Below are 25,259 nucleotides of genomic sequence, written 5' to 3'. Positions count from 1 at the left end.
CAATTTGTTTGCAAAATACAGACTTTGTCTTGAGGTCTGATCCTCCATCTCCAATTTTTGACCACCTTACCAGCCTTGGTCTTGAATTCATTTCTTTTACGGTGTTTTTACCTCTCTTCTGCTTAACTTCTTAAATGCCAAGTATTCCTGATCAGACTTCATATAACTTAATATCTTTTCCGCACATGCAGCTGAGCTAAGCTCTTCCGTATTCACTTCCAGATCATATTCATCATAAGAGTAGATGTAGTCGAACTGGGAATGGGCAAGTCCAATCTCACGATCTCCCCTGCTCTGCTCTCTTCTGGTGAGTTCTTCTTTCGAGCAATGCACACCTACAAACAATATCGGATAATCCGAAAGCAAATTATAAAAATCGTTAAACCACTTGTCATTGCTGATCACCGTATCCACGATCACATTCAAACCCATTTCCGAAAACAGCTTAATAGTTGCACAGTACAACGAATTGATGGGGTCGAACAGGATATCGGTCATCACATGGTGTTCCACTTCTCTTGTTGGTTTCATATCTGGATATGTATTGTCGATAAACTGATCATAATTATGCAGAAATTGATCTACAGATAGATGATGAAACGGAATATCTTCCTGATTTTTCATTTCCATCGCAATGCTCGTCTTCCCCGAACTTGACGTTCCGTTCAAAAATATAATGAGTCCTCGTTCCAAATTGATCACCCTTATCATTAAAATTGGAAGTCACTGTACAGCCGAATTACCACTCTCTCCATTCTTCCGTAATATCTTCATCCTCCTGGATGTCTAATCCAGCCAGTCTAGCCGCCTTGTCTATAAAATCAGCCAATTCTTCACGTTCCATCGTTTCAACAAAGTAACCATTGGCCTCATTCATTTCATTAAACCTAACCACAACTTCTTCTACAGCCTTCATCATGCGCTCAGAATCTTTCGTTTCTTGTAATGCTATTAATTGGTGCAAATATGTATCCAGAGCTTGATCAGACATGAGTAATCTCTCTTCCGTAAAAATCTCATCTCCGTGTTTAACCATTCTCTCGTTCCATAGTTTCGTTGGTTTTTCGTGAAATAATCTTGGTAACGTCATTGGAATCAATCCCTTCCACATTTAACAATATCTATATTTTACCGGTAACCAAAATTATGAACAAGCGTTCACGCCTATTCACTTTCATCCTATTCGCCCCATAGCCTTGTCACGTTCTCTAATTCCATCTCGTCAAATTGTAATCGATAAATGTCCGGTTTCTTGGTTTGATTCATAAAATCCAATCCGTAACTCGAATCAAAGTAATTCATCATCAACGTCATTACATGTCCGTGTGTGCCGATCGCCACTTTTTTACCCTTGTATTCTTCTAAAATCTGTTTCAACACGCCCACTGCTCTATTCTGGCAAACCGTGTTCGACTCGCCTCCTGGCAATGCATAATCCGGGTCATCAAACATCTTCTTCGAAGCAGGCTCAAACTCTTCATCCGCAATCATATTATCTGAAAAATGCCTTTCCCGCAGATCCTCCATGATCTGAATGTCTAATTCTAACGCTGCTGCAGCACCCTCTAAGGTCAGAATAGCCCTGGCATAAGGACTTGAGACAATGGAATGTATTCCTTCATTCGTTAATATTTCCGTTATTCGTTCTGCATTCATCTTGCCCTTAAGGGTAAGCCCCCTCGTTCTTTCCGTTCCTTCCGTATACGGTGACTCCGCATGCCTAACCATATAAACGATGGTATTCATAGGACCCTCCTTGAGTTTCTTCTATCAAAATTTATGGTCACGCATTAGGTCCTTCAACTTTGATAATTTGCTAGACATTTTAATTTACAATAATTTTCAAATATGTGTATAGTAGAAATGAAGCAAGATGCTTTCAAAAGAAGTTAAATCTAACCGAGAGGATGAGATCATGTCTTTTTTCAAAAAGAAGGTTGTACTATTCTCTTTATTCGTATTGGCTATCTCTGCTGCTGCAATCGCTTACGTAAATGGTCAATCGAAACCGGATGTGCCCATTCATAACGTCGTCAACCTTTCAGCCAACTCTTTAATATTTCATGAAATAGATAAGCTGGATGCGTTTGCTGAACTGATCGTTATTGGTTATGCCACAGAAGATTTCAGAGATCGAGAGCATGTTATTACTGCATTTGATGATGGAACCATGCAATCCTTTCACACCAATACAAACATCAATATTGAAAAGATATTGAAGAAACCCGACGATTTCCCTTCAGATCAAAACGAATTAACAATCATTGAACCCGTCAGCCTGGAAGGAGACGTCAAATATACAATTGATGACTATGTAGAACTGCAGAAGGGTGATAAAAGTGTGCTTTTCTTGATGAAAAACACCTTTGGTGATTATGGATTAATCAATTATAACCTAGGCAAATTCAGCCTTGAAGGGATAACTCAATATAGTTTACCTCAATCCTCCACTGCACAAGCGTTATCCAATTATGCGACATTTCGCGACTCTGTCATGAAGAAGTACCATTTGAATTGAGGCTTTCACCATACAACAATCATCCTTTTAGCAGTTGTCTTAATCACCGGGAATGACTGCCCTCTTCAAACTATTGCACTTCTTTATCAAGGCTTACGTCAAAGGATGAAGTTATCGATTTTTGTCTAAAATCATTGGGTATCACTTTAATCTCCACGTTTAGATGTATAGATTCAGGCAGATTCATTTGAGTTATATTCTCACTAGCAATGAAGTAATAATGCTTTTCGTCCAGTTCTATCAAACCCCCACCTGTTGAGCCAGAAGTTGAAATCAAATGTCCGTCATGATAAATCTCACAAGCAATATTATATTCCTCCAAACTGAACCCTTTCACTTCATATCCAACCTTGATTTGATTTTCGGTGTAATCAGCATTTCGTAAACTAATCGCACCACCATCGACCATTTGGGTCTGAATTGCAATATTTGCTTCGGGCATCTCTGGTTTCTTTAATAGATAGCCTACTTTTAGGTACCATATAGCTCCTAATACAACTACAGCAAGTACAATCATAACAATGATAAACTTCTTTTCTTTTTTATCCATAATCCTTACTCCTTACATCTGAACACTCTTGAAGTTCTTTCCAAACCTGTGTTTCAAATAATACATTATCCCTGCGCGATCAACATCAGAAAATTGTCTTGGATCAGCTATCATGCTCTCATAGACCTTTTCAATTGTTCTCCATCCGATATTTGTGGTTTCGTCACCCTCTTGCAAGAGTTCACTTTACATTAAAGTCTAACACTTAGGCACAAGAGAAAAAAATTAAATATAATTTACCTTAAAAGCATTTAAAAATCCAGTATATGGTTTAATAATAATTATAATCAAAATTTGAAAAAGGAAGTGATTACTTGAGTAAAGTGAAAAAAGCAATTAGTTTGTTGTTAATTTTCGTTCTCTTTGTAACTCCAATAAGCGTGAAAGCAGAGGATTCAAGTTCTGCTACTCCTCTTATCGATGATGATTTAAATATCGATAAAGAAAAAAGTCAGATTAATCAAATTTTTAACATCAGCAAGTCACTTACATCAAGCTTTGGTGTAAACTCTTTAAGTGACAACCTAAATGTGGTGCAAATTGATTCGTCACTTTTTAGTGAGTTCGTTCCAGAAGACGCTAAAATTAATGAAGTGATTGTAACAGATGGAAAGACAGTTAGTATTGATTACGAAATCGACTCTCAAAGGACAATTGTTTCTTACTATGAAGACGGTAAAGTTAGAAAAACTACAAAGGATCCCAATGAAGACTTAATAAAAGGGAATTTCAACGACGAAAGTTTAGAAATTATCGATATGAATGAGATGCAATTCATTGAAAGAAGTCCTGAAGACATTGAAAAGATCGATAGCCTTTTAGAAGATAAAAAAATAGATGATATCAGCAAATTAGATGATACATCTGTAAACATTATTGATGGTCAGACATATATACAAATAGCAGATAATTCAGATAACTTTTCAATCGCAGCTGCTGCAAAGAGAGTTTACCCAGCACCAAATGACCCAACTTTTACAACCCGTTATAAAGCTAAACAGGTTTATGGCAGTACATTCTTTTCTAATCAATTGAATAGTCTTGGATTTAATGGAAACACAAGGGTACGTGTATATGAGACTTTAGATTATTTTACTGAAGTCAACACTGGCTACAAATTATTTACTACAAGTAATACAATCGATGCAGTAGCACTATTTTGGGATGTAAGTAGAGGTACTACTATCGCATGGCTAGGTTGGTTCGGGGTAGCATATACGGTATACGATAATATCAACCAAGCCATAAATGCAGTCAAACAATACTCATTTGACTATCAGGGGGGTAAGGAAGCAACAGTTGAAGATCCCACTCGTCATAATAGCAATCAAGTAGAAGTAGTTGAATACTGGAATAAAGGTCGCATAACATTAGGATGGACCTATAATTCTTCTACAGGATATCAAGCTCCACGCTGGTCTCATACTACAAAATCTTCTGCTTTGGATATGTCCAATACTGTAGTCGCAAGTAATGGAATTAATAACTATAATGGGGTTTTAAATCAATTTAAATCTTGGATACACGGAGTAGGACAGTTAGGTTATTAACTAAAGATGGTAGGGATGTTATGTGAAAAGAAAACTAATTATTTCACTTTTTTCAGTCATTGTAATTCTAATAGGGATTTATTGGTATGCTGACAGGGAACTAATTGCTCTCAAAACGGGTTCGACATTGCCATTACAATGGGATACTCCATATAATAACGATGAACAACCAATTCAGCTTACAGAACAGAATCAAGATTTAAAGAGTCCAAATATACATCTTACAGAACTCTACTACCTACCAAATTCAAAAAAACTACAATTTGGGTTATGGTACAGTAAAAGAGACTATCAACCGGATAAATCAAAAAAAATTCCAGATCGAATTTTTCAAGTTACGATTCATGATAAAAATGGTGAATTGTTTGAAGAAGATACCGTTGTTAAAACAGAAGGCCTGTTTGATGAGTTTCAACGTAGATCACTCTCTATAGATTTGGATAATCAAGACTCTATAGAAATAACGATTTCCCTGATTGAACAAGACGGAACGATCATTACTCCAATTGAGTCAGCAAGCATTAACGTACCGTTAGATAAAATAAAACAGTGATAAGCTTAACAATATACAACACCCTTTGGTGTGGAGAGAATCTTCTTATTGCAACTTTTCGAAAAAAATTATCTGCAAGAAGCCGGGTGGTTAAGTCCCCGGCTTCTTTGCTTTTCTCAAGCCAAACTAAGTACGAATCGCCTAATTCATGAATATTAAAGTATAACTTGTATTTAACTTCTCGGAGCTACCTAGAATATTTTATTGATACTTCCACAATTATTAGGAATTATGATCGATTAAATTCTAGGTTTTACTGTATTATCCTATAAATACATTGTTAATTCTGTCTCTATCATAATCTAAAATCCAATCACTATATTCTTTATAAATACCCCTCAGCTCTTCCTTTGATGCTGAAATAACATCGCAACCTCTATCATCATAGATATGAAATATCGTTTTCTTACTTATATTAATGAAATACACCCTATGATATATCCTTGGCTTAATTCCAACATCATGATTACATATAGCTTTGATTAACTGATTATATTTCAAGTCCTCAACTCTACATTTAGTCCAGTACCTATACATGTTGTTCCTTGGGTCTGAGATGTCACCTGTTTCACAATCCAGACCTGGAAATATCTCAAGGCTCAAGGCTCTAATTGGCCCTTTCTTCTTGATATATTTTCTGTAGAGGTTCAATTTTTTCACTTTGTGTTTAGGCTTATCTGCAAAATAAGCTTGAGTTATTAATAGGACTTCATCTTCTTGATCATGAAGAGCCTTAAATAGTTCAAGTGATCGATGATAAACTTTTTCCATGTAATGCTCCGTATTCATTCCAAACATCAGAGGATTGCCAAGTTCGAATCGTATTGCAACATCCCAATTATAAAAAAGAGGTGGCTCTAAGGTCAGGTTTGGAAAATGCTCTGCCAGGTACGTCTTCAGATCCATTCTGTGGCCTCCGTGTCTTCTAGGTTTTTTTACAGTACCTTAATATGAGAGCTTTGCTGTTGTAAAAAAAAGCGCCCCGACCTCATAGTCGTGGCGCTTCCTCTTGCTACATGGCACCAATTAGCCCATGCAGCTTATCTCAGGCCGCTGCACCTACATGGCAGCGGCTTCTTCTCCCAGCGGCAGCGTGTAATACTGCGCCTGCTGCCCTTCATGCTGCTGGTACACAACGACCAGCAGCGTCCGGCCTTTCGCGGCGAGCGGGCTGGCGCCAGCTAGCACACGCTCAAGCCGGAACGGAAGCACATCCAATACGGTGTGCTTCTGCAGTTCCTTTTCGCCGAGACCAAGGTCGGCGAAAGCACGGGCACCCATGACCGTCTGTGCGGTCATGGCCGAGGTCATCGGCAACGCACGCGAAGCGTTGCCGTCCACCATGTCCGCCGCTCCATCCGCGGCGGACCCTGTTGCGTCGCCCGAAGTGAGCGACGCTGCACCCCCGGCTTCGCTACCGATCACACCCGCCGCATCTGCGGCAGAGTCTTCCTCGGTAGCAGCCGAACTTGCCCCAGCGACACTCGCACCCGTGCCGCTGCTTTCCAACCATGCCGTGCCTGCGGCGCCGGCAACACGTGGCAGACGAACGTCTTCCGGACGTTCGGCCAACGTTTTCATATAACCCGCCCACTGGTCTTTCTGAAGCGGATCTTCCCACCAGATTTTGCGTGGTTTGTATTTGTGACCGAGGAAATAATCCAGCTTCATCAAGCCGAGCACGATATCCATATGCGGCGTATTCCGAGACTCCAGGAAGCTGTGTAGACGAGTGAACAGATCCTCCAGTTGGTGACCAATCTTCTGCCACCCCTGACCTTCCCAGTAATCCCCAAACACCTGGAAGAAATCAAACGGTGAGTTGAACTCCTGCTCCATCAGATACTTCAGCGTATGGTCCATCCGGTGTGCGTTCCAGTATTTCTCCAGCACATCCTCCAGACGTTTCAGGCGCACGATGTCGCTGAACGGCAACACGTCACTGCCCAGAATCTCATACGGCGCGTGATCCATATACGTGTAGTTGTACTTTTCCGCATCCAGACGCAGACCCGTACCACGCAGCATTTTGAGGAATCCCAGCTGAAGCTCTTCCGGCCCCAGTGCAAACACATCGTTAAACGTTTTGCGGAACGTATTGTAATCTTCCTCCGGCAATCCGGCGATGAGATCCAAATGCTGGTCGATTTTGCCACTGGCTTTCACCTTGTTCACGGTCCGGCTAAGCTTGGTAAAGTTCTGGCGACGTTTCACCAGTTCATTTGTCGGATCATTCGTGGACTGAACCCCGATCTCGAACCGGAATGTGCCCGGCGGCGCATTCTCTGCCAGATAATCGAGCACCTCGGGACGCATAATATCCGCCGTAATTTCAAACTGAAACACCGTCCCCTGATGATTCTCGATCAGGAATTTGAACATTTCGAGCGCATAATCCCGCTTGATGTTGAACGTCCGGTCCACAAACTTGATCAGCTTCGCGCCCTTCTCGATCAGGTACAGAATATCCGACTTCGTCCGCTCAATATCGTAATACCGCACGCCTACCTCAATACTGGACAGACAGAACTGACAACTGAACGGACAACCACGGCTGGTCTCAAAATAAACAACCCGTTTCCCAAGCTCCGGTATATCCTCTTCAAATCGATGCGGTGACGGCAGATCGTTCAAATCCGCCTTTGGCCGTCCTGGCATGAGAATGACCTCTTCCCCTTTGCGATACGCCAGTCCATAGACAAAGTGGAACTTCTTGCTTCCTTCCAGTTCCGTCAACAGCTGATGCAGCGTCTCTTCCCCTTCACCCATCACGATGAAGTCCACATTGGGAATCCGGTTCATCCAATATTCCGTGTCGTAGGACACTTCCGGCCCGCCCAGCAAAATTTTCACGTCAGGCATAACCTTTTTCAGGTTATCAATGACCTTGATCGTCTCTTCAATGTTCCAGATGTAACACGAGAAACCAATCACGTCCGCACCGCGCTGGTACAGATCAGACACAATATTCATCACCGGGTCCTTGATCGTATACTCCGCCAGGTCAATATCAAAATCCTTCTCACTGTATGCCTTCAGACACCGCAAGGCCAAGGAGGTATGGATGTACTTTGCATTTAATGTAGAAAGAATAACCTTCATGGTTCACAACCTTTGCCTGGACACCCAGACCATATTTTTTTGGTAAAAAGAAAGCTGCACAGCCATCCTGCCCCGAATGCTGTTCATCTAAACCCTTTTGAACTAGCCATTCCATGTCTCATGGACATATCCAACTTTTGTCTTTCAAAGAGTGGACACTCTTTTCAAAAAGACATATACACCACGCCAAACCAAAACCACAACATACAGTACAAAACCCGCACCTCGACCCTACATGTTGTATACGATACGGTCGGCCATTCCTAACGCCAATGTCCACCCTTTGAAAGACAATTCGCCACCATTTGTCCACTCTACAGAGACGCGACAACCAACTTCAAAGATTAGAAAGTGAAAATTAACAATTCATACTCAATTCACTCTTACTCATTTCATACTCACTCATACTCGTAAAACGCATCGTCATCCGTATCCACTTCTTCGCCCGACTGCTTCTGGAAAAACTCCAGGAACGGCAGTCCGTACTTGCGGTATTTGACCTCACCGACCCCTTTGATATCCAGCATGTCACGTTCTGTCTGTGGACATACCACACTCATCTCACGCAGGGTCGCATCATTGAAGATAATGTACGATGGTACATGCTCTTTCGCCGCCAGATCACGCCGGATCAGACGAAGTTGTTCAAATACCGTCTCATTAACCGCAGATGGCATTGCATCGCGTCCACGGCGTCCGCCGTAGTTCGTACCCGAAGCCGTTGCCGCTGTCTTGCGGACGACACGCTGCATCACTTCACGCTGGCCTTTGAGCACTTCCACTGCTAGTGGTTGTAAACGTACAACCGGATACTGTCCCTCGGACAACATCAGATATCCTTCGGATACCAACACGTTGATGATCTCCGATATCTCACGCTCTGTCCGATTACCCATCACGCCGTAGGTTGGCAGAGAGTTGAAGCCATAATCAAGCACTTTTTTGGCACGGGAGCCTTTGAGCACCGAAGCGACCAGCGATACACCATACCGTTCACGCATGCGGTGAATGCAGCTGAATATTTTCTGTGCATCAATCGTCATATCTACCAACTCGCGGTCGTCCGTACAGGAACTGCAAGTACCGCAAGGTGTATCGTCATGCACCTCACCGAAATAATCCAGTTGCGCACTGCGCAGACAACGCGTTGTGTAACAGTAATCCACCATCTGCTGCAGCTTCCGGTAATCGTTCTGTTTACGGTCGCCGTCCATCGGATTCTGCTCAATCAGGAACTTCTGAGTGATAATGTCCTGTGCCCCGAATAACAGAATACACTGGCTTGGTTCTCCATCCCGGCCTGCACGTCCGGCTTCCTGCACGTATGCCTCCATATTTTTCGGCATGCTGTTATGAATAACGTAACGCACGTTCGACTTATCAATCCCCATCCCAAACGCATTGGTCGCTACCATCACTCGAATATCATCGTACAAAAAAGCTTCCTGGCTCTGGGACCGTTCATCGTCCGTCATGCCGGCATGGTAGCGTCCTGCGGGCAATCCCGCCTGCAACAAACGCTGATGCAGATCGTCCACGTCCTTACGGGTCGCGGCGTACACAATGCCCGGCTCGCTGGCATGCTCGCGCGCATAATTCAGGACAAAATCCTTCTTGCTCTCGCCACGCAGCACGCTAAACGCCAGATTATCCCGCCCAAGTCCAGTCACATACGTCTGCGGGTCCTGCAAACGCAGCAACCGCAGAATATCGCCCATGACCTCGGGCGTCGCTGTAGCCGTGAAGGCCGCAACCACCGGCCGCTCCGGCAAACTATCCACAAACGGCGCTACCGCCAGGTAGCTTGTCCGAAAATCATGTCCCCACTGTGATACACAGTGGGCCTCATCCACGGCAACGCAAGAAATTGGCAAATAGCCCATCTCCTCGCGGAACCAATCCAGCTCCAGTCGCTCAGGCGCGACATAGAGCAGCTTCAGCTCACCGCGCTGCGCCGCGCGGATGCGATCATTCACTTCTTTGCCGCTCAGTGTACTATTAATATACGCGGCAGCAATTCCGGCGGTCGTCAACGCATCGACCTGGTCCTTCATCAATGAGATCAACGGGGAGACAACAAGCGTCAGTCCCGAATACAACAAAGCGGGGATCTGATAACAGATCGACTTACCGCCCCCAGTTGGCATAATGCCAAGAGTATCTTCGCGTTCCAGCAGACTGGCTACAATCTTTTTCTGTCCCTCACGGAAGTCGGGGTAGCCATAATATTTTTGCAGGAGACCCTGCGCTTCTTCTAATGTAGGTGTTTGCACACTCATGTAAAGACTCCTTACTTATCACCGGTGTTTTTCCACCAGCTTGGTCCGATCCGATTCTGACATCCGAAAGCGGCTCATATGCCGCATCCTTGACAACAAAATGGCGTTCTCATGACTTGTCCGTCAAGCAAACGCCGCTCCCTTTAGTTTAACGGCCCAGCAACGAATGAGCAACCGCGTTTTACTGTAAAACGTTTGAAGCCCCTTCATCAAAATAAAAACAACCGTCCTGCCGTAGTTGGACAAAACGATTGCATTCATTTTGAAAACCCTAAGCCATCCAGCGACTTTTTTGTACTGATGCGCTTCTAATCTTTCAACGCCTCAACTTCAGACACAGTTAGACCACTTGTTTTGGCAATAACTGAAACTTCAATTCCAAACGAGAGCATATTTTTTGCAATCTCAATCGCCTTTCTTTTTTCCCCTTCTACTAATCCCTTGGCTATTCCCTTTTCCGTAGCCCATTCAATCATAGAAGCTTCGTCATGCAAATACTTCTGCCGCTCTTCATACAAACGACGCGCTTCCCGATCCTGACTCAAGAACTCCAGCGTATCCATCGCCTTCTTCAAAGTAGGTTCATTCATTTGCAACACCTCCCAATTGGATTTATCAGCACCTTTCAGGAACAAAAGCCAGTTAATCAGCCCGCCTTCCATCGGAACGGATTGATCGTCCAGTTTGGACAGCTCCATGAAATGCACTTCAAGATCATCACTAAGTTCAAGTCCAGTGTGGTCTTCCCTCAGGTGAAACACATTATGATAACGCTCATTCGCGATAAACGAGTAATTCAAAATATTAATGGTGACGCACTTTTTCAATTCTTTGTATGTCTGACCTTCCTGCAGCTGGCTCGAATAACGCTTGCTCCAATAGTATAGGGTACGCTTTTCGATGTCATATTTATTAAATAACTGCATTTCAATGTTGATCAGCTTACCTTCAGCTGTTTTCGCCCAGATATCAAATATGGACTGTTTATCCAGAGGAGCATCTTTATCGGTATACGGGTTAAGTAGTACAATCTCTGTCAGTGGCTGTTCACCCGACTCTGCAAACGTTCGGTTCAAGAACACAAGCAGGACATCTTTATTTTCCTCACTGCCAAAAATACGTTTGAAAACAAAATCGTTTCGAGGATCGAGCAAATCAGACATCTGGCCATCAACTCCGTTTCTTTCTATTATACCATGTCGGGTGCACATATTTGCAGGATACACTTCGATATCCGTATGAATTAACTAACTCCAATCTCGTTCCTTTACAATGTCATCTCTCATCAAGGTTCATAAGTTAAATAAGGATAAATATAATTCAGTATATCGTGTCCATTAATTATCTTGAACAAGCTCACTCATCGACAACTGCTGCTTTTGCATTCATGCGATAATACAATCCTTTCCTCTGCATCAGCTGTTCATGCGTCCCATCCTCGGCAATTCGGCCATGTTCCATCACAAGGATGCGAGAGCACTGACGAGCAACCTCCATGCGATGTGTGACAAGCAACCCTATACTGCCTTTCATAAAGTTCAGCAAGTGATTCATTACGTTCTGTTCTGTCTGAATATCCAATGATGACGTTGGTTCGTCCAGAATATACAGATCGGATGACCTCGTAAAGAGTCTAGCAAGCGACAGTCGCTGTTGTTGGCCTCCAGATAGATTGGCCCCTTTCTCATGCAACATTGCTGCGTATTGTCCTTCCTGTGCCTCAATATATTCATGCAAACCTGCATGCTCTGCTGCAAGCTTCACTCTGTCCAATGTAACGTCTGAACCCAGACGGATATTGTCCTCAATCGTTCCTGAAAAGAAGGTTGGTGTCTGCGGCATATACGTGAGTCTGGACTGGTCACCCATCTCTATATAATCTGCAACATGTTTATTACCCAGTAATACGCTTCCGTTTGTTGGCTCGATCAACCCCGCACACACTTGGCACAGTGTAGATTTTCCAGCACCGCTGGCGCCAACTACCGCAACCAGTTCACCAGGAACCAGATTAAGCGTAATCTGATCCAAAATCTTCCGACCACTGTCTTCATCGGTTACCGTAACCTGTTGAAGACGTAACATAGCAATTTCGTTCTCTTTATGTGCCCCTTTTTGTGTGCTCCCTTGATCTTGGTTACAAACTCCCTGTGCAAGCTCCTCGTGCTTAGTATTGGATGTGTCTGTTTTCTTGTTCTCCGCCAATTTCAACCATGCAGAGATACGTCCAAATGCACCCACGCTGGCTTGCATCTGACTCCACTGGCTGGACAAGCCGAGTACTGGCCACACCACCAGTTCAAACAGCAGACTACTTGCAACAACCATGCCCGGAGACAAAGTTCCCCTAGCCGCTGACAAAGCAATAAGGAACAACGCTGCCAATTGAGCCAGACCAAACACCGCCATCGCCACGTTATCCGACATGCTCAGGGTCATCTGCAACTTAGCCTGAACACGATTCAGTGATTGCTGTTGTGTCCGAAAACGAGCGAGAAACCACGGTGAAGCATTATACATCTGAATCACCGGTATCCCTTCAACATACTGTTGGATCTGTTCTTGGGACTCGCCTTCCCTGGATTCGATCTCATCGGACAGATGTACAATTCGCTGATCATACAACCTCGCCGTGAACCAGATTGCCCCTGCACTTACCAAGGCAATAACCGCAACCCATGCATCTGCTCTGTACAAGTATCCCAGCGATAGAGCAATGATGAATACAACCGTAACACCCTCTGCAATAGCCTCCACAACTTCTGCACCATGCTTGGTGTCTTCCTTGATGCGAAGCATCACATCCCCGGACTTTTGTCTGCGCACCCAGGAATAGGGCATCCGGTTTAACAGTTTCAACAGATCCATGGACATATCCCGTTGCATCGATTCCTTGAGCCATACCAGCACATAACGATGCATAGCGAGCAATACGATAAACCCTGCCAGAATGGCGATAAAGATGATAGCTGTAGCATTAAGCTGCTCCTGTCCCCCATCATGAATAGCATCCACGAAGAATCCCTGTACAAAGGCAAGTCCCCAATCAAAGACCGCATCTGCGGCGATAAAAATGAGCAAGATCGTTACAGCTAATCCATAAGGCTCCATCCAGCGAAAAATAACAGGCCATACCGTTGCCAATGATACGGCTTGTTTTGGGTCATCTGGAGCATCACTTTCGTTCATCTGATGATGAGCTTCATTTTCATTATTTTCATTCATCTCATATGCTCCGCTTTTCTCATGACTGCTCTTCATTTCAACGTCATCGGCATATGCTGCATCTTCAATCTTGTTACTCATGCTGTTCCTCCACTTCCGTATCCTGCTCCGCAATATAACTTCGATATCCGTTTGCACGATCCAGCAATTCACGATGGGTCCCTGTATCTTCCACGCGTCCCTTCTGAATATAGATGACCTGATCCGCCAGTTCGATCAGCGATAATCGATGAGTAACGGCAATAACCGTTGTGCCTTTGTCAGCAGTGATTCGGGCAAAGAGATCATTCAATCGTTGCTCATGCCACGGGTCTTGAGATGACGTCGGTTCATCCAACAATAGAATATCCGGGTTCCTCAGCATCGCTCTGGCTAAACTAATACGCTGAAGCTCACCACCCGACATCGTCCCGCCTTGCGGCTGAAGCTCTGTCCCATAGCCGAGCGATTGACGCATAATCGCGTCATGTGCATGCGTCATGTGGGCCGCGACCTCTACTTGATCGGCAGATACCCCCTCTTGTCCAAAAACAATATTCTCTTCCACTGTACCTGTGAAAATAAAGGCTTGTTGCGGAATATACACCTGATTGACATGTGCTGTCTGAACTTCGTTCACACCATTCAGTGAATTCTTCTGATTCATGACCTTAATCGAACCAGTAACAGGTGTATCTAATCCTGCTATTAATTTTAATAACGTGGTTTTTCCGCACCCACTTGGCCCTGTGATTACAGTAAGCTTTCCTTTCTTGGCCTCAAAAGAAATATCTGTTAACACTTCTTCTTGCTCCGCATACCTATAAGACACATGTTGCACGTTGATGCCAGCCGGTTTAGATTGTTTTTCAAACTGCACTAAATACGTATCGGACCGTACATGTGTATTTGTACTGGTATTAGCAACCGTGTTCTTTCTCTCCAAATCCAGCACTTCAAAGATTCTGGACGCATGAGAAGCCGAGCCAATAAAATCATTCCACAGCCCAGATAACGATTCAATCGGACGAGTTAACTGACTGCTTGCTACCAGAAAAGCTGCCAGTCCGCCTACGTCCATATGTCCATTCAGGACCTGCATGCCGCCTAGATAGAGAATCAGAATCATGCCACCATACGTGGAGACCCGTCCGGCTGCTTCCGAAAGTCGTTGTAACACAGATACAGACATCGTATGTTTGAACACCTGATCCATTCGACCTTTAAATTGATGGTGTACATAACCCGCGAGTCCGTAACTTCGGATCTCAACCGGGGCTTGGATGATTTCAGTCAGTATCTCATCTCTTGATGCTGCACTGGCATTCAACTGATCATGCTCTCTTTGTAGACGTTTACCCAGTCCTACTGTTACAAGAGGATAGATCAAAGTGAATGCAATGATAGCCAACGACAGCGGCAAGTTCACCCAGCTGAAGTAAGCAAAGGCAAGAATCAGCTGAATGATATTTTTGGCGAGTTCAATGCCATGTTGGTTGATCCCCTTCTGTGCTTCCTTGGCTGAAGTCCAGACCCTAGAGGTTAGGTCACCCGTATGATAATGCGCCAGATCGCGTGTCTCTGTGTTGCTAAAGGATGAGAGCAGTAGAGACTGCACAGACAATAATGTCTTTTGCTGGAATAACGTCTCGACCCTCGTCATGAATGCGGTTACAATCAATCGTAATACTACAATGCTAACGCCTATGATCAACCCTGAGTAGAGTAACGAAAACTGTGCTTCAGTCGCGCCTTTGACCAGTCTTCGGATCGATTCCAAATAACCGACCTCAATCAGGGAGACCAAACATGCGGCGAAAAGTAACAGAATGATGAACATACGGTACTTGCCCGTTAGTGTCCATAATCGAGTTAACATGCCTAACGTTGTATAATTTTTTTTGTCAGCAAACATGGATGCTTTCTCCAATCTTGTCATTAAATTATGTACTTGGTTATGATATCATCGGTAATAAGGAAAAAATGAACATTTATTGCTGTAAGTACTATTAGAAGTAGGGAGATTGATATGCAACACGATCTGCTAGACACACTGGATAAGCTATTCGACTACATAGAAGACCATATTCAAGACAAATTAACGCTGGATCATCTGGCATCTGTGACTCATATATCCAAATTCCACCTGCATCGCATGTTCAAACATGTCAGCGGACAATTGCCTGGAGAATACATTCGCTCACGCAAATTGGCACGCAGCCTCGAGCAATTGGTGAATCTGAACTGGAAGATTATCGATATCAGCGGACATTACGCTTTTGAACATGAACAATCCTACATACGTGCTTTCAAACAAGCCTTCGGCATTACACCCCTGCAGTATCGCAAACAGGGAGCTGGAAACCTTGAATTCACAGCCCGCATGACTTCGTCCATGATCACGAGGCTTCCATATGGATATATTTTCAAACCAACGTATGTACGAAAACCGGCCATGAAACTCATTGGGCAACGGTCCCACATTCGGTATGCAGATAATGAAGAACACTATGAAGCCAATTCAGCAGGCAACGACTTTTTTGAAAAACACTTTCATTCGATTCCTAACGTGCTGCAACCCAACGTATATATCGGATTTACCAATGAAATTAACGAGGATTACAGTACATACCAGCCGTCTGTAGAGGTCACCAGTCTGGAGCATATCCCTGAAGAACTGGACGGAATTGAGGTCCCGGCCAACCAGTATGCCGTATTCAAATTCGTCTGTGATTTCCATCCAAGTCTCATCAACATTGATCATTTGGACAGTGTCTGGACATTTATCGATGAATATTGGCAGAGCCATTCGGGGTACGAGAAGAGTGATCCCTACTATTTTGAAAGAATTGATGGCAGTCTGGCTCAGGACCACTACGGAGAAATGGACATTTATATTCCTGCAAAGCAAATTTCACTGTAAGCTGCAAATGGAGGTTCAACCTTATGGACTCAAATACTCAAGCTAATTCAAGTTCATCCCATACAGATTCTCGCAAACCTTGGATACGTAGACACCCTATTCTTACTACATTTACATTGTTGATTCTTGTACTGTTCGTTGCCTTATTCCTGTATTTCTGGCTCCGTCCTTACTTCTCCACGTTTGACCGTTCTGAGAAAGGAGAATTAAGCTATTCCATGCCTTCACGTAATGGTGACTATACTGCCGAAATTTACGGTGTACCTTACGGTGGTGCCGCAGGCGGGATTACGATCTGGGTCGATGTAAAGAAGACAAATGCCCCTGAGGACGCCACGGTAAAAACGATCTATCGTGCCAAGCACCACGGAAATAACCATCTTGAATGGGAAAGTGAAAACACGCTCCGGATTGAAAACTGGAATGAATATACGGATGAGACCATAACCCTCAACATCGATGACGAAATATATGATGGATGGGGCTGGGCGTGCAAAAGCTTACGGATGAAAGACCAGTCTGTGCGATGCTTGGCACCCGAAAAGTAAAGCAACTTAGCAACATAGTGCAAGTCTAAAACGCGGGAAGTTCCATCCTGATGCCTAATCTTCACTGCACCGCACATCAGAAGTTTTACGCGGTGTAAGCCTTGTGAAAATTTCACCAAATGCTACTTTCATTACACCATGTAGGAGATACACGCGGTACGAGAAGCGTAAAAAGCCCCGCTCACCGACTCTTTCGGTTAAGCGGGGCTACGCTTGTTCTACATGTTATCGTGTAATTACTTATACTTCATTGTGATCTAATATGCTTGTTTACTACCAACTTCGTAGCTATCGGACTTTAAACATATGGCAGCATCATAATTTATCTATTATATCTATTCTACCTCTTAATCCGCTTCTGCTTCTGCTTCTGCTTCTGCTTCTGCTTCTGCTTCTGCTTCTGCTTCTGCTTCTGCTTCTGCTTCTGCTTCTGCTTCTGCTTCTGCTTCTGCTTCTGCTTCTGCTTCTGCTTCTGCTTCTGCTTCTGCTTCTGCTTCTGCTTCTGCTTCTGCTTCTGCTTCTGCTCGCAATTGTGCCTTACACTCTATTTCCGCTCAACCCTTATTTTCACACTGATCCGTCCTATCGCATCCTACAGCAACGATTAGTTTTTGTTGTCCTTGCAATTCTGCTTCAATCTATTTCTCTATCTCTACTCCCGCTTCAAACCCTTCTGTCCTCATCTGTCCCAGTTGTCTCCCTACTTACGCGGTGACACTTCACCACGTTCTTCACGCTCCTTCATCTCCTTGCGTACCACCACTTCGAGCTTCTGCCGATTGGCAAGCAACCCGGGATCGTTGGGCAAGTACTCACGGGCTTTGGTGTTATGCATCAATGCGTGCTCCCAGTTGCCCAGATGGGCATAACAAAGGGATAAACGGGCATGTGGCAGCCAGGTGCGGCAGGCCACAGGCACCGGGCGCAGACCCGGATCGCGGCTGCTCACGTCCACCGCCTGCATATACCAGTAGATCGCCGAGACAGGTTCCTGCCGCTCATGGAAACAGGCCGCAATGGCACAGCAGAAGTCGGCATGTGGCAGATCATACTGGAACGACTGCAGCAATGCGCCGAGCTTGCGGCCCGGCTCGCCCAGTCGTTCATAACATTCCGCCAGCCGCGCGCAGGCAATCAGGCGATCCTCGCGGTAACCGCTTGGCTGCTCCAGCAGCTTCATGTAACCGCGTACCGCCGCCGCATAACGCTGGCGGTCATAACATTCGCCTGCATAATAAAACAGCAGGCGACCTTGGGCTACGCCCTCTTCGGCGATCCATTTGCGCAGAATGCGCACGTTTCGCGCCGAATGATGCCCCGCTTCGCGGCGATGCGTGACGGCAATATCTGCCGTAATGACCTCGCCCCGCGGGAAGCTAAGCTGCTCGTGCAGCCGGCCATGCCAGCGGCACCCGCTATCCCGCTTGACCAGGCGAAGGCGTCGGTCCGTCACAAGTGGACTTCCCTCCGCCGCCTCGGCCAGCGTGTAGTTCAAGATCACAGCTTCCGTCTTCCCCCCGGACGGAAGCTGCTGCTTCAACACCTCCAGCTTCGCCCGTTCCGCGGGCAGCAACACATCATCCGCATCCAGCCACAGGATATACTCCTGCGTGGCTTTGGCGAATGACTCATTCCGCGCTGCGGCAAAGTCTTCCTTCCATTCATACGTGTAGACCTGGTCGGTATACTGCGCAGCGATGTCCATCGTGCCATCCGATGAACCGGTATCCACAATGACGATCTCTTCCGCGATGCCGGCAACCGAGTCCAGACAGCGCGCCAGCGTGCGTTCCTCGTTCTTCACAATCATGCACAGACTGATGGTGATCACGTTTTGAGCCCCTTCCTGTCGTACGCGTATTGCGAAATTTCATAACGGGTTTGTTCTTTCATTGACCAGGTACTGGTACTAAGCCACTCCAATTTTCTCTTCAAACTTACGATTAACTTGTAAACCAAGAATCAGCGCTACCACTACAAGAGGCTGCTTTCACACTCATTCTCCCAAATCTCAAAGTTCAATAAAGATTTCATTTCATTTTCACTGTGGCTAACGAACTGAGGTGACGCTATTTGGTGTATTTCAGCCACTTGGAAAATGTAACGAATCTGAGACCCGCTATTCTCGCATTATAGGCATCCATTCGTCGTTTATCACAGCTTTTGGATGAAATAGCGTCGCTGAGATTCGTTACATTTCTCATCTCTCCAAAATCATCTAAATAAGGTGTGTGTGATTCGTTAGAATACTCCTGCCCTTGCCGCTGTCCCTATCCCTACCTTCACTGCTACCCTTCCCCACTCTCCTGACGGCGAAGCCGTTTCACCTGCTCCACCGCACTGTCCAAAGCCTTCTTGCGCTGTTTCATTGCGCGGAGATGATTACGTTCCACCTCGGAAAAATGGACATGATCCAGCTCCATCCACTCCATCAGTTGGTCCAAAGTCGGCGACATATGCAGTTGTGTACTCCGCCGTTTGCGGGCCACGCAACATAGATATTTATGATGAACTTCCAGTTTCAAGACTTCAAAATACGGCATCAGGGTCATCGCCAGACTTCCCGCATAGAAGGTCTGCTTATGGTCATAGAACGGGTGATACCCATACGGCACGGTTACAACCAACGTCCCATCTTCTTGTAACAGCCGATGAATCTGGATCAACAACGTCTCCGGATGAGCAAAATGCTCCAGCACTTCTCCAAGCAGCACCGTATCAAAGATCGTCCTTACTTTCCATTGTGTAATATCCAGCATTCTAAAATCTACATTGTTCCTAACTGGCCTAGACTCTTTCGCAAGCTCAGCTTGCGCATACCGGACACTTTCCTCTTCCAAATCAATGCCAGTGACACGAAATCCTTCACGTGCCAGCAGAATGGACGTAATGCCCTGACTGCACCCGACATCCAGGATGCGTTTGCCTGTCGCCTCACGACACATCCAGTGGATACGCGTTCTTGTCGCTTCATGAGAATCCTCCGAATTAATCTCGCCGTAATAGCGTTCGCTCACTCGATCATGATTCGCCATAGGTTTCTCCCGTTTTCACTCGGTGAACCGGCTGACCCAGCACCACAATATTTCCCCCGTGGCATCCGGCCGTTGCATTGCGTGTATCAAAAATCAGCTTTGCATGATCTGCCATCTCCTGATAATCGAATGCCGAATGATCCGTGGTGATGATCACCAGATCAGCTCCTGTCCACAATTCTGGCACCGCCGGACTAGCGTGCAACACTGTACCATCATCCTTACGGAAGACAGGCACCATTGGATCGGTGAAAACCACATCTGCACCTGCTGCGCTCAGCAACCGGAAGACATCCAGCGCTGGTGACTCGCGCAGGTCGTCAATGTCTTTTTTGTAAGCCATACCCGCGAGTACAACACGTGCTCCCCGCACAGATACACCATGCTGCTCCAGCAGCTCCGTAGCACGCTTCACCACTCTCTCTGGCATTTGCCGATTGGTTGCATCCGCCAGCTGGATGAACTGCAGTTCCGATCCCTGACGGTTTGCAGCCCAGGACAGATAGATCGGATCGATTGGGATACAGTGCCCGCCGATGCCGGGACCGGGATAGAATGGCATATAACCAAACGGCTTGGTTGCCGCCGCATTCAGTACTTCCCAGATGTTTACCCCCATCTGTTCACAGGCCGGGGTCAGCTCATTCACGAGTGCAATATTGACACTGCGAAATGTATTTTCGAACAGCTTTGCCGTCTCCGCTACCGTTGTTGAACTTACCGGAACAACTTCGTTGAGGAACGAGCCGTAGAACTGTTTACCATAATTCAGACAAGCGGGTGTGGAACCACCAATAATCTTCGGGGTATTTTTCACACCATAATGCACACTGCCCGGATCTACCCGCTCTGGAGAATAACAGACGTAGAACTGTTCTCCAGCTCGCCAGCCGTTTGCCGCTTCAATCGGTTGTTTCACGCGTTCCTCCGTTGTGCCCGGATAGGTCGTGCTTTCCAATATAACCAGGCTGCCTTCCTGCAAATACGGAGTCATGCCATCCACCGCGGCCGAAATATACGAGATATCCGGTTGATGCTCGGCAGTCAGCGGAGTGGGCACACAGATTACAATCACATTGGCCTGTGCTACCGCTGCATAATCGGTACTTGCCGTGAATAATCCAGCCTGTATAAGCGACTGCACAACATCATCTTCTATACCTATGACATACGAATTCCCGGCGTTCAGCTTGGCTACCTTGGAAGTATCGATGTCAATCCCGTGGACTTGATAACCTGCCTGTGCCATCTCTACAGCCATGGGTAAACCAACATAACCGAGACCAATGACAACAGCTTTTAGGGAGCGGTCATTAATATGTTGTATTAGGGTACGTTGCTGTAACTCTTCATTACCTTCGTGCTGGTTGTGTTGATGGTTTTCTTCCATTCCTTCCACCTCCAAACGCTCCGCCTCCCCTCGGTGGGTGTGTCTGAAAACTCCGAACGAGTTTTGAGACACACCCTAATCGATATAGCCACCTGCACGCAAAAACCGGGCAATCGCTGGTTTGTTCATCATGGCACTGTCCGAGCGATACTCGGAGAAGTTCACACGTGGCAGACTGCTGTACTGATCCGTCAGGCTCTTGTCCTTGTGCTCCGGCAGGATGACATAATACTGTGCATCGTATTGGTACGTACGCGGCGCTTCATAGGGCGAGATCAGCACTTCATGTAGTTTCTCGCCTGGACGTATGCCCGTCACCTTATAATCGAAGGATGGACGACCTGCCTGTTCCAACATGACGGATGCAAGTTCCGTCATCTTGGAAGCTTTCATTTTCATCACAAAAGTCTCTCCGCCCACAGCCGCCTCAGCCGCCTTAAGAAGTAAATGTATAGCTTCGGTACGCGTCAGGAAAAAACGGGTCATGCCTATATCCGTAATGGTCGGGCTTTTGCCTTCATTGATCTGACGACGGAACAAGGGCACGACACTGCCGCTGGTTCCAAGCACATTGCCCCCGCGGATGCAGACAAACCGGGTACCTTCACTTAGCCAGTTGGCACGGATCATCATTTTTTCACCCAAAGCCTTTGTCATGCCATATACGTTAATCGGATCTACCGCCTTATCGGTGGACACATCGATGACTTTGGCAACCTTCATACGTATCGCAGCCCGAATAATATTCTGGGTCCCGATTACATTGGTCTTGAACGCTTCATCAGGTTGGTCCTCGCAGACCGGAACATGCTTCAGTGCAGCCAGATGGAAGAGCACACCCACACCTCTGCATGCATCTTCCACTGCCCGATAATCGCGGATATCCCCAATGATGAATCGCAGACGCGGATCATAGTTGAACTCTCGCTGCATCGCAATCTGGGCGTATTCATTACGTGACAGAAGGCGAATCTCAGCCGGGTTCTGCTCCAGCAGTACCTCAGTCAGCTTTTGACCCCAGGAGCCCGTTCCTCCGGTGATCAGAATCGTTTGTCCTTGAATCATGGATGAATCCCTCCCTGATCAGATCATGAATTCGCGTAGTACCTGTGCCATCTCATCCCGGCTTAACCGGTCTTTGGGCGGTACCTTTTTGGTTGAAGTATTGCTCGAATGTACGATGTTGACATAATTGCGCGGAGCAAGCAGCTCGTGCGGCAGTTCAATGACATTGCCATGTGTACCTCTGCCCGGAAGCTTGACCCGGTATCCTGCTGCGTATTCGGCTGTCTGATATAAGTAGACATAGAATTGCGGAGAACGGTGAAACGCTGGGGCCATCTCGTTATTCACACTGTCCCACAGATATCCGTTCTGGTTGATCAGTGCCATCGTCTGCGGCTGTGGTTGAATATCGTAGAGCTGTTGAACAAAGGTTTTATGATACAGATCATCCGAATCCAGACGGGCAATATATAGCTGCTCCGTACCTTTGGCAAACGCCAAAATGGCACGCACACTCTCGATATTGGTTCCAAAACGAATATTGGAAGGAAGCGGCTCCTGATCCGCCAGAATCTCCTGCATTAATTCCCCCGATTCCTTGGACAACTTCACCACTGTGAGGAAATCCTGATTCGTCTGCGCCTTCAGGCAATGCAATGTGAACGTGCGGAAGATGCCCATCCGACGCTCCAGCCACTCCCGCGTCAATCGCTGCGGGTCCATTCCGTAATTGTTAAAGTTAATCTCAATCACAACTTTCCTGGACATAACACTCCTCCTCATGTACGCTGCAAGTTCCGTTTGTCGGATACAGACTGTTTTCATAGTTTTGATGCCGTCTTCCTACCAAGACCATCTTCTATCTATCTGATCGCTTACAAGCGACATCTCGCTTGTGAATCCAGCACTCTATAACGTATGAAACGTTGATAGAAGCGGTACCGACAGATGTACTAACTTTCCTATAAATAGATTGATATACAACCAATGATGGCGCCCTTCGGGTCGAACGTACATATCGTAACTGTAGTCGCAACATAGAATAGAACAGTTCAATTTTCAAAGGAGGCAACCCATCGAATGAATTCGATCTATCTTGAAATGGAAGGTGTGCTTGATCAGCTCGAAGCGGCACTTCTGGAACACCGACCGCTGTCTCTTGTAAGAGTCGGTGATGGCGAGAATATCGTCATGTCTCAAGAAACCGTATGGCCCACCGAACAAGTCCTTCAGGAGCGTTGGGCCAAGAAAGCCAACCTAGGGCAAAAGGGACTTCGTCTGCCCAACCCGAAACTACGGGATGAAGTCGCCGCTTCCTTGCAACGTGCCGATATCGTGGGCATTCTTCCTCGTGGTGACAGCACCATTAATGCTCCGGATTATCTCAAAAGACCCCTGACCGACATGGTATTTGCACACTTTGGCATCTCTCCTCCGATGACTTGTCATGCCTGTGTTAATCGGGAACTGGTGCAGAACCCGCGTTTCTGGCAGATGCTTGCAGGCAAGCGTGTGTTACTCGTTACTCGTGAGATTGAGGCACTGCGTGTCATGCTCGAACGTGATCCGTATAATCTGAACATTGTGACTGCCCTGCCCTTCGACAGCTATGATCAAATGGATGAAACGCTGTACTGGATTCAGATTAATCAACATACCTTCGATGTCGCTCTCTTCTCCTGTGGCGTCAATGCGGTTATCCTTGCGGAACGAACAGCTGCACTCGCAGGCAAAGTTGCCATCGACTTTGGCAAAGCCAACAACATCATTCTGAAAGGCCGTGCCAACTGATCCTGGACAGTTCCAAACTTTAGATTCGTGAGTTGTATTGAAACGTGCAGATGCTTGTACGGCAAAAACCCCCGACTTCTTGAGCCAGGGGTTTCTTGCTGAGCGCTAGTCGAAACCTATCACTACATTGTCTTGCGTCTCTGGGGTATGAAGCGAACTCTGCCGTCAACAGAAGTGATGACGAAGCACTCTGCCTGTTATATTTCGCCTTTCACTACTAACCGGTGGCTGCAATACCGTATAACATCTCCGGCCCGGTTCTTACTGCTGTGGACACGCCCGAGATGAACGAAGTATACACACTTTCCAATGCTGGTGGTGCAGACAGATCCTGAGCAGTGAACGAATGAAATTCGGCACCGCCATTCTGTCCAATCGTACCTTCAGCACGGTAGATCACATAGAAAGGATCATATAGGAATCCCCGTACTAGCTCCACAACAAAGGTATCTCCCAGTTCTCCCGTAACACCTACTGTCCCGTTCAACGTAATAATGGGGTTCACCACACCTTGGGTCTGAAGACCAATTGCGCCGAATGCTTCCGGGGATGGACTTAGAGATAAACCGGGCTGTCCTACGGTTGCCGAGTTCATCGAAGTTCTCATATCGAGAAACACGCCCATGAGTAACACCTCCAATGCTATGGGATAACATATCCTATGAATCTCACAACTCTTCGGATTGGATGTATAGCAGATTCCATGAACCTATTTTTATTTGTCGACTGTTAGTGGTATATTGAACTGCATAACGAAATGAACGGATCGTATGCACACAAGCGGTACAGGCTGTTCAGAAGGAGATTATTA

At 45.9% G+C, this 25,259-nt stretch carries 23 protein-coding genes; 6 read left to right on the top strand and 17 right to left on the bottom strand.

Annotation, left to right across the window (positions count from 1 at the left end; all coding sequences use genetic code 11):
* Positions 1–96: 96 nt before the first annotated feature.
* From BS614_RS11575 to BS614_RS11565, 3 genes are all read right to left on the bottom strand, one after another.
* Positions 97–693 carry a chloramphenicol phosphotransferase CPT family protein gene (locus tag BS614_RS11575; protein WP_074094072.1) on the bottom strand — a complete coding sequence of 199 codons (597 nt, stop codon included), beginning with the start codon at positions 691–693 and terminating at the stop codon, positions 97–99.
* Between the two features lie 46 nt (positions 694–739).
* The gene (locus BS614_RS11570) at positions 740–991 is read right to left on the bottom strand and encodes a hypothetical protein (RefSeq protein WP_244898303.1); all 252 of its coding nucleotides are present in this window, start codon (positions 989–991) and stop codon (positions 740–742) included.
* A gap of 188 nt (positions 992–1,179) precedes the next feature.
* A complete protein-coding gene (locus BS614_RS11565; RefSeq protein WP_074094070.1) occupies positions 1,180–1,746 on the bottom strand; it encodes a histidine phosphatase family protein in 567 nt (188 codons plus the stop codon).
* Positions 1,747–1,915: 169 nt separating this feature from the next.
* Between BS614_RS11565 and BS614_RS11560 the strand changes: the two genes are divergently transcribed.
* A complete protein-coding gene (locus BS614_RS11560) occupies positions 1,916–2,518 on the top strand; it encodes a hypothetical protein (protein ID WP_074094069.1) in 603 nt (200 codons plus the stop codon).
* A 70-nt stretch (positions 2,519–2,588) separates the two neighbouring features.
* On the opposite strand, the gene BS614_RS11555 is transcribed toward BS614_RS11560, so the two are convergent.
* Positions 2,589–3,068, bottom strand: coding sequence for a hypothetical protein (locus tag BS614_RS11555; protein WP_074094068.1), 480 nt, complete (start codon positions 3,066–3,068; stop codon positions 2,589–2,591).
* 314 nt (positions 3,069–3,382) lie between these two features.
* Here BS614_RS11555 and BS614_RS11550 point away from each other — a divergent pair, with 314 nt between their 5' ends.
* Together BS614_RS11550 and BS614_RS11545 are read left to right on the top strand one after the other, a co-directional pair.
* Entirely contained in the window at positions 3,383–4,618 is a 1,236-nt protein-coding gene (locus tag BS614_RS11550) for a hypothetical protein (protein ID WP_074094067.1), read from the top strand.
* Positions 4,619–4,640: 22 nt separating this feature from the next.
* The gene (locus BS614_RS11545; RefSeq protein WP_074094066.1) at positions 4,641–5,171 is read left to right on the top strand and encodes a hypothetical protein; all 531 of its coding nucleotides are present in this window, start codon (positions 4,641–4,643) and stop codon (positions 5,169–5,171) included.
* Between the two features lie 261 nt (positions 5,172–5,432).
* Here BS614_RS11545 and BS614_RS11540 read toward each other — a convergent pair whose 3' ends face one another.
* The 6 genes from BS614_RS11540 to BS614_RS11515 all read right to left on the bottom strand — a co-directional run bounded on the left by BS614_RS11540 (position 5,433) and on the right by BS614_RS11515 (position 15,671).
* Entirely contained in the window at positions 5,433–6,077 is a 645-nt protein-coding gene (locus tag BS614_RS11540) for a DUF3885 domain-containing protein (RefSeq protein WP_074094065.1), read from the bottom strand.
* 153 nt (positions 6,078–6,230) lie between these two features.
* A complete protein-coding gene (locus tag BS614_RS11535) occupies positions 6,231–8,273 on the bottom strand; it encodes a B12-binding domain-containing radical SAM protein (RefSeq protein WP_074094064.1) in 2,043 nt (680 codons plus the stop codon).
* A 398-nt stretch (positions 8,274–8,671) separates the two neighbouring features.
* Positions 8,672–10,552 (bottom strand): DNA helicase RecQ, encoded by a 1,881-nt coding sequence (gene recQ / locus BS614_RS11530; RefSeq protein WP_074094063.1) that lies wholly within the window; start codon positions 10,550–10,552, stop codon positions 8,672–8,674.
* A gap of 308 nt (positions 10,553–10,860) precedes the next feature.
* Positions 10,861–11,715, bottom strand: a complete 855-nt coding sequence (locus tag BS614_RS11525) for an Rpn family recombination-promoting nuclease/putative transposase (protein WP_074094062.1) — start codon at positions 11,713–11,715, stop codon at positions 10,861–10,863.
* Between the two features lie 193 nt (positions 11,716–11,908).
* The gene (locus tag BS614_RS11520; RefSeq protein WP_074094061.1) at positions 11,909–13,858 is read right to left on the bottom strand and encodes an ABC transporter ATP-binding protein; all 1,950 of its coding nucleotides are present in this window, start codon (positions 13,856–13,858) and stop codon (positions 11,909–11,911) included.
* Positions 13,851–15,671: an ABC transporter ATP-binding protein gene (locus BS614_RS11515; protein ID WP_074094060.1), complete on the bottom strand. Its 1,821-nt coding sequence runs from the start codon at positions 15,669–15,671 to the stop codon at positions 13,851–13,853. Before BS614_RS11515 ends, BS614_RS11520 begins: the two co-directional genes overlap by 8 nt.
* A 114-nt stretch (positions 15,672–15,785) precedes the next feature.
* Here BS614_RS11515 and BS614_RS11510 point away from each other — a divergent pair, with 114 nt between their 5' ends.
* Complete coding sequence (locus BS614_RS11510; protein ID WP_074094059.1) at positions 15,786–16,679, top strand: AraC family transcriptional regulator; 894 nt, start codon at positions 15,786–15,788, stop codon at positions 16,677–16,679.
* Positions 16,680–16,702: 23 nt separating this feature from the next.
* The gene (locus BS614_RS11505) at positions 16,703–17,227 is read left to right on the top strand and encodes a DUF5412 family protein (protein WP_074094058.1); all 525 of its coding nucleotides are present in this window, start codon (positions 16,703–16,705) and stop codon (positions 17,225–17,227) included.
* A 347-nt stretch (positions 17,228–17,574) separates the two neighbouring features.
* Here the strand turns inward: BS614_RS11505 and BS614_RS31945 are convergent, their stop codons facing one another.
* The 6 genes from BS614_RS31945 to BS614_RS11475 form a co-directional block, all read right to left on the bottom strand.
* On the bottom strand, positions 17,575–17,757 hold the full coding sequence (locus BS614_RS31945; RefSeq protein ID WP_210436973.1) for a hypothetical protein: 183 nt from the start codon (positions 17,755–17,757) through the stop codon (positions 17,575–17,577).
* 170 nt (positions 17,758–17,927) lie between these two features.
* Positions 17,928–19,058: a glycosyltransferase family 2 protein gene (locus BS614_RS11495; protein WP_074094057.1), complete on the bottom strand. Its 1,131-nt coding sequence runs from the start codon at positions 19,056–19,058 to the stop codon at positions 17,928–17,930.
* Between the two features lie 457 nt (positions 19,059–19,515).
* Positions 19,516–20,262 carry a class I SAM-dependent methyltransferase gene (locus BS614_RS11490; protein WP_074094056.1) on the bottom strand — a complete coding sequence of 249 codons (747 nt, stop codon included), beginning with the start codon at positions 20,260–20,262 and terminating at the stop codon, positions 19,516–19,518.
* Positions 20,249–21,652 carry a nucleotide sugar dehydrogenase gene (locus BS614_RS11485; RefSeq protein WP_074096807.1) on the bottom strand — a complete coding sequence of 468 codons (1,404 nt, stop codon included), beginning with the start codon at positions 21,650–21,652 and terminating at the stop codon, positions 20,249–20,251. Before BS614_RS11485 ends, BS614_RS11490 begins: the two co-directional genes overlap by 14 nt.
* Before the next feature lie 75 nt (positions 21,653–21,727).
* On the bottom strand, positions 21,728–22,717 hold the full coding sequence (locus BS614_RS11480; RefSeq protein ID WP_074094055.1) for a polysaccharide biosynthesis protein: 990 nt from the start codon (positions 22,715–22,717) through the stop codon (positions 21,728–21,730).
* A gap of 18 nt (positions 22,718–22,735) precedes the next feature.
* Positions 22,736–23,425, bottom strand: coding sequence for a glycosyltransferase (locus BS614_RS11475; protein WP_074094054.1), 690 nt, complete (start codon positions 23,423–23,425; stop codon positions 22,736–22,738).
* A 312-nt stretch (positions 23,426–23,737) separates the two neighbouring features.
* Here BS614_RS11475 and BS614_RS11470 point away from each other — a divergent pair, with 312 nt between their 5' ends.
* Positions 23,738–24,448, top strand: a complete 711-nt coding sequence (locus tag BS614_RS11470; protein ID WP_074094053.1) for a GT-D fold domain-containing glycosyltransferase — start codon at positions 23,738–23,740, stop codon at positions 24,446–24,448.
* 217 nt (positions 24,449–24,665) lie between these two features.
* On the opposite strand, the gene BS614_RS11465 is transcribed toward BS614_RS11470, so the two are convergent.
* Positions 24,666–25,073 carry a hypothetical protein gene (locus BS614_RS11465; RefSeq protein WP_074094052.1) on the bottom strand — a complete coding sequence of 136 codons (408 nt, stop codon included), beginning with the start codon at positions 25,071–25,073 and terminating at the stop codon, positions 24,666–24,668.
* Positions 25,074–25,259: the final 186 nt, after the last annotated feature.

Source organism: Paenibacillus xylanexedens (genome assembly GCF_001908275.1).
GTDB classification, from domain to species: Bacteria; Bacillota; Bacilli; order Paenibacillales; family Paenibacillaceae; genus Paenibacillus; species Paenibacillus xylanexedens_A.
Note: the sequence above shows the minus strand (reverse complement) of the source record. Positions and strands in the feature narration are given on the sequence as shown.

Bases quoted from the DNA above. Each gene is read 5' to 3' on its own strand.
- BS614_RS11570 (WP_244898303.1), bottom strand. From the start codon at position 991: ATGTCTGATCAAGCTCTGGATACATATTTGCACCAATTAATAGCATTA.
- BS614_RS11565 (WP_074094070.1), bottom strand. From the start codon at position 1,746: ATGAATACCATCGTTTATATGGTTAGGCATGCGGAGTCACCGTATACG.
- BS614_RS11560 (WP_074094069.1), top strand. From the start codon at position 1,916: ATGTCTTTTTTCAAAAAGAAGGTTGTACTATTCTCTTTATTCGTATTG.
- BS614_RS11555 (WP_074094068.1), bottom strand. From the start codon at position 3,068: ATGGATAAAAAAGAAAAGAAGTTTATCATTGTTATGATTGTACTTGCT.
- BS614_RS11540 (WP_074094065.1), bottom strand. From the start codon at position 6,077: ATGGATCTGAAGACGTACCTGGCAGAGCATTTTCCAAACCTGACCTTA.
- BS614_RS11535 (WP_074094064.1), bottom strand. From the start codon at position 8,273: ATGAAGGTTATTCTTTCTACATTAAATGCAAAGTACATCCATACCTCC.
- recQ (WP_074094063.1), bottom strand. From the start codon at position 10,552: ATGAGTGTGCAAACACCTACATTAGAAGAAGCGCAGGGTCTCCTGCAA.
- BS614_RS11525 (WP_074094062.1), bottom strand. From the start codon at position 11,715: ATGTCTGATTTGCTCGATCCTCGAAACGATTTTGTTTTCAAACGTATT.
- BS614_RS11520 (WP_074094061.1), bottom strand. From the start codon at position 13,858: ATGAGTAACAAGATTGAAGATGCAGCATATGCCGATGACGTTGAAATG.
- BS614_RS11515 (WP_074094060.1), bottom strand. From the start codon at position 15,671: ATGTTTGCTGACAAAAAAAATTATACAACGTTAGGCATGTTAACTCGA.
- BS614_RS11510 (WP_074094059.1), top strand. From the start codon at position 15,786: ATGCAACACGATCTGCTAGACACACTGGATAAGCTATTCGACTACATA.
- BS614_RS11505 (WP_074094058.1), top strand. From the start codon at position 16,703: ATGGACTCAAATACTCAAGCTAATTCAAGTTCATCCCATACAGATTCT.
- BS614_RS11490 (WP_074094056.1), bottom strand. From the start codon at position 20,262: ATGGCGAATCATGATCGAGTGAGCGAACGCTATTACGGCGAGATTAAT.
- BS614_RS11485 (WP_074096807.1), bottom strand. From the start codon at position 21,652: ATGGAAGAAAACCATCAACACAACCAGCACGAAGGTAATGAAGAGTTA.
- BS614_RS11480 (WP_074094055.1), bottom strand. From the start codon at position 22,717: ATGATTCAAGGACAAACGATTCTGATCACCGGAGGAACGGGCTCCTGG.
- BS614_RS11475 (WP_074094054.1), bottom strand. From the start codon at position 23,425: ATGTCCAGGAAAGTTGTGATTGAGATTAACTTTAACAATTACGGAATG.
- BS614_RS11470 (WP_074094053.1), top strand. From the start codon at position 23,738: ATGAATTCGATCTATCTTGAAATGGAAGGTGTGCTTGATCAGCTCGAA.
- BS614_RS11465 (WP_074094052.1), bottom strand. From the start codon at position 25,073: ATGGGCGTGTTTCTCGATATGAGAACTTCGATGAACTCGGCAACCGTA.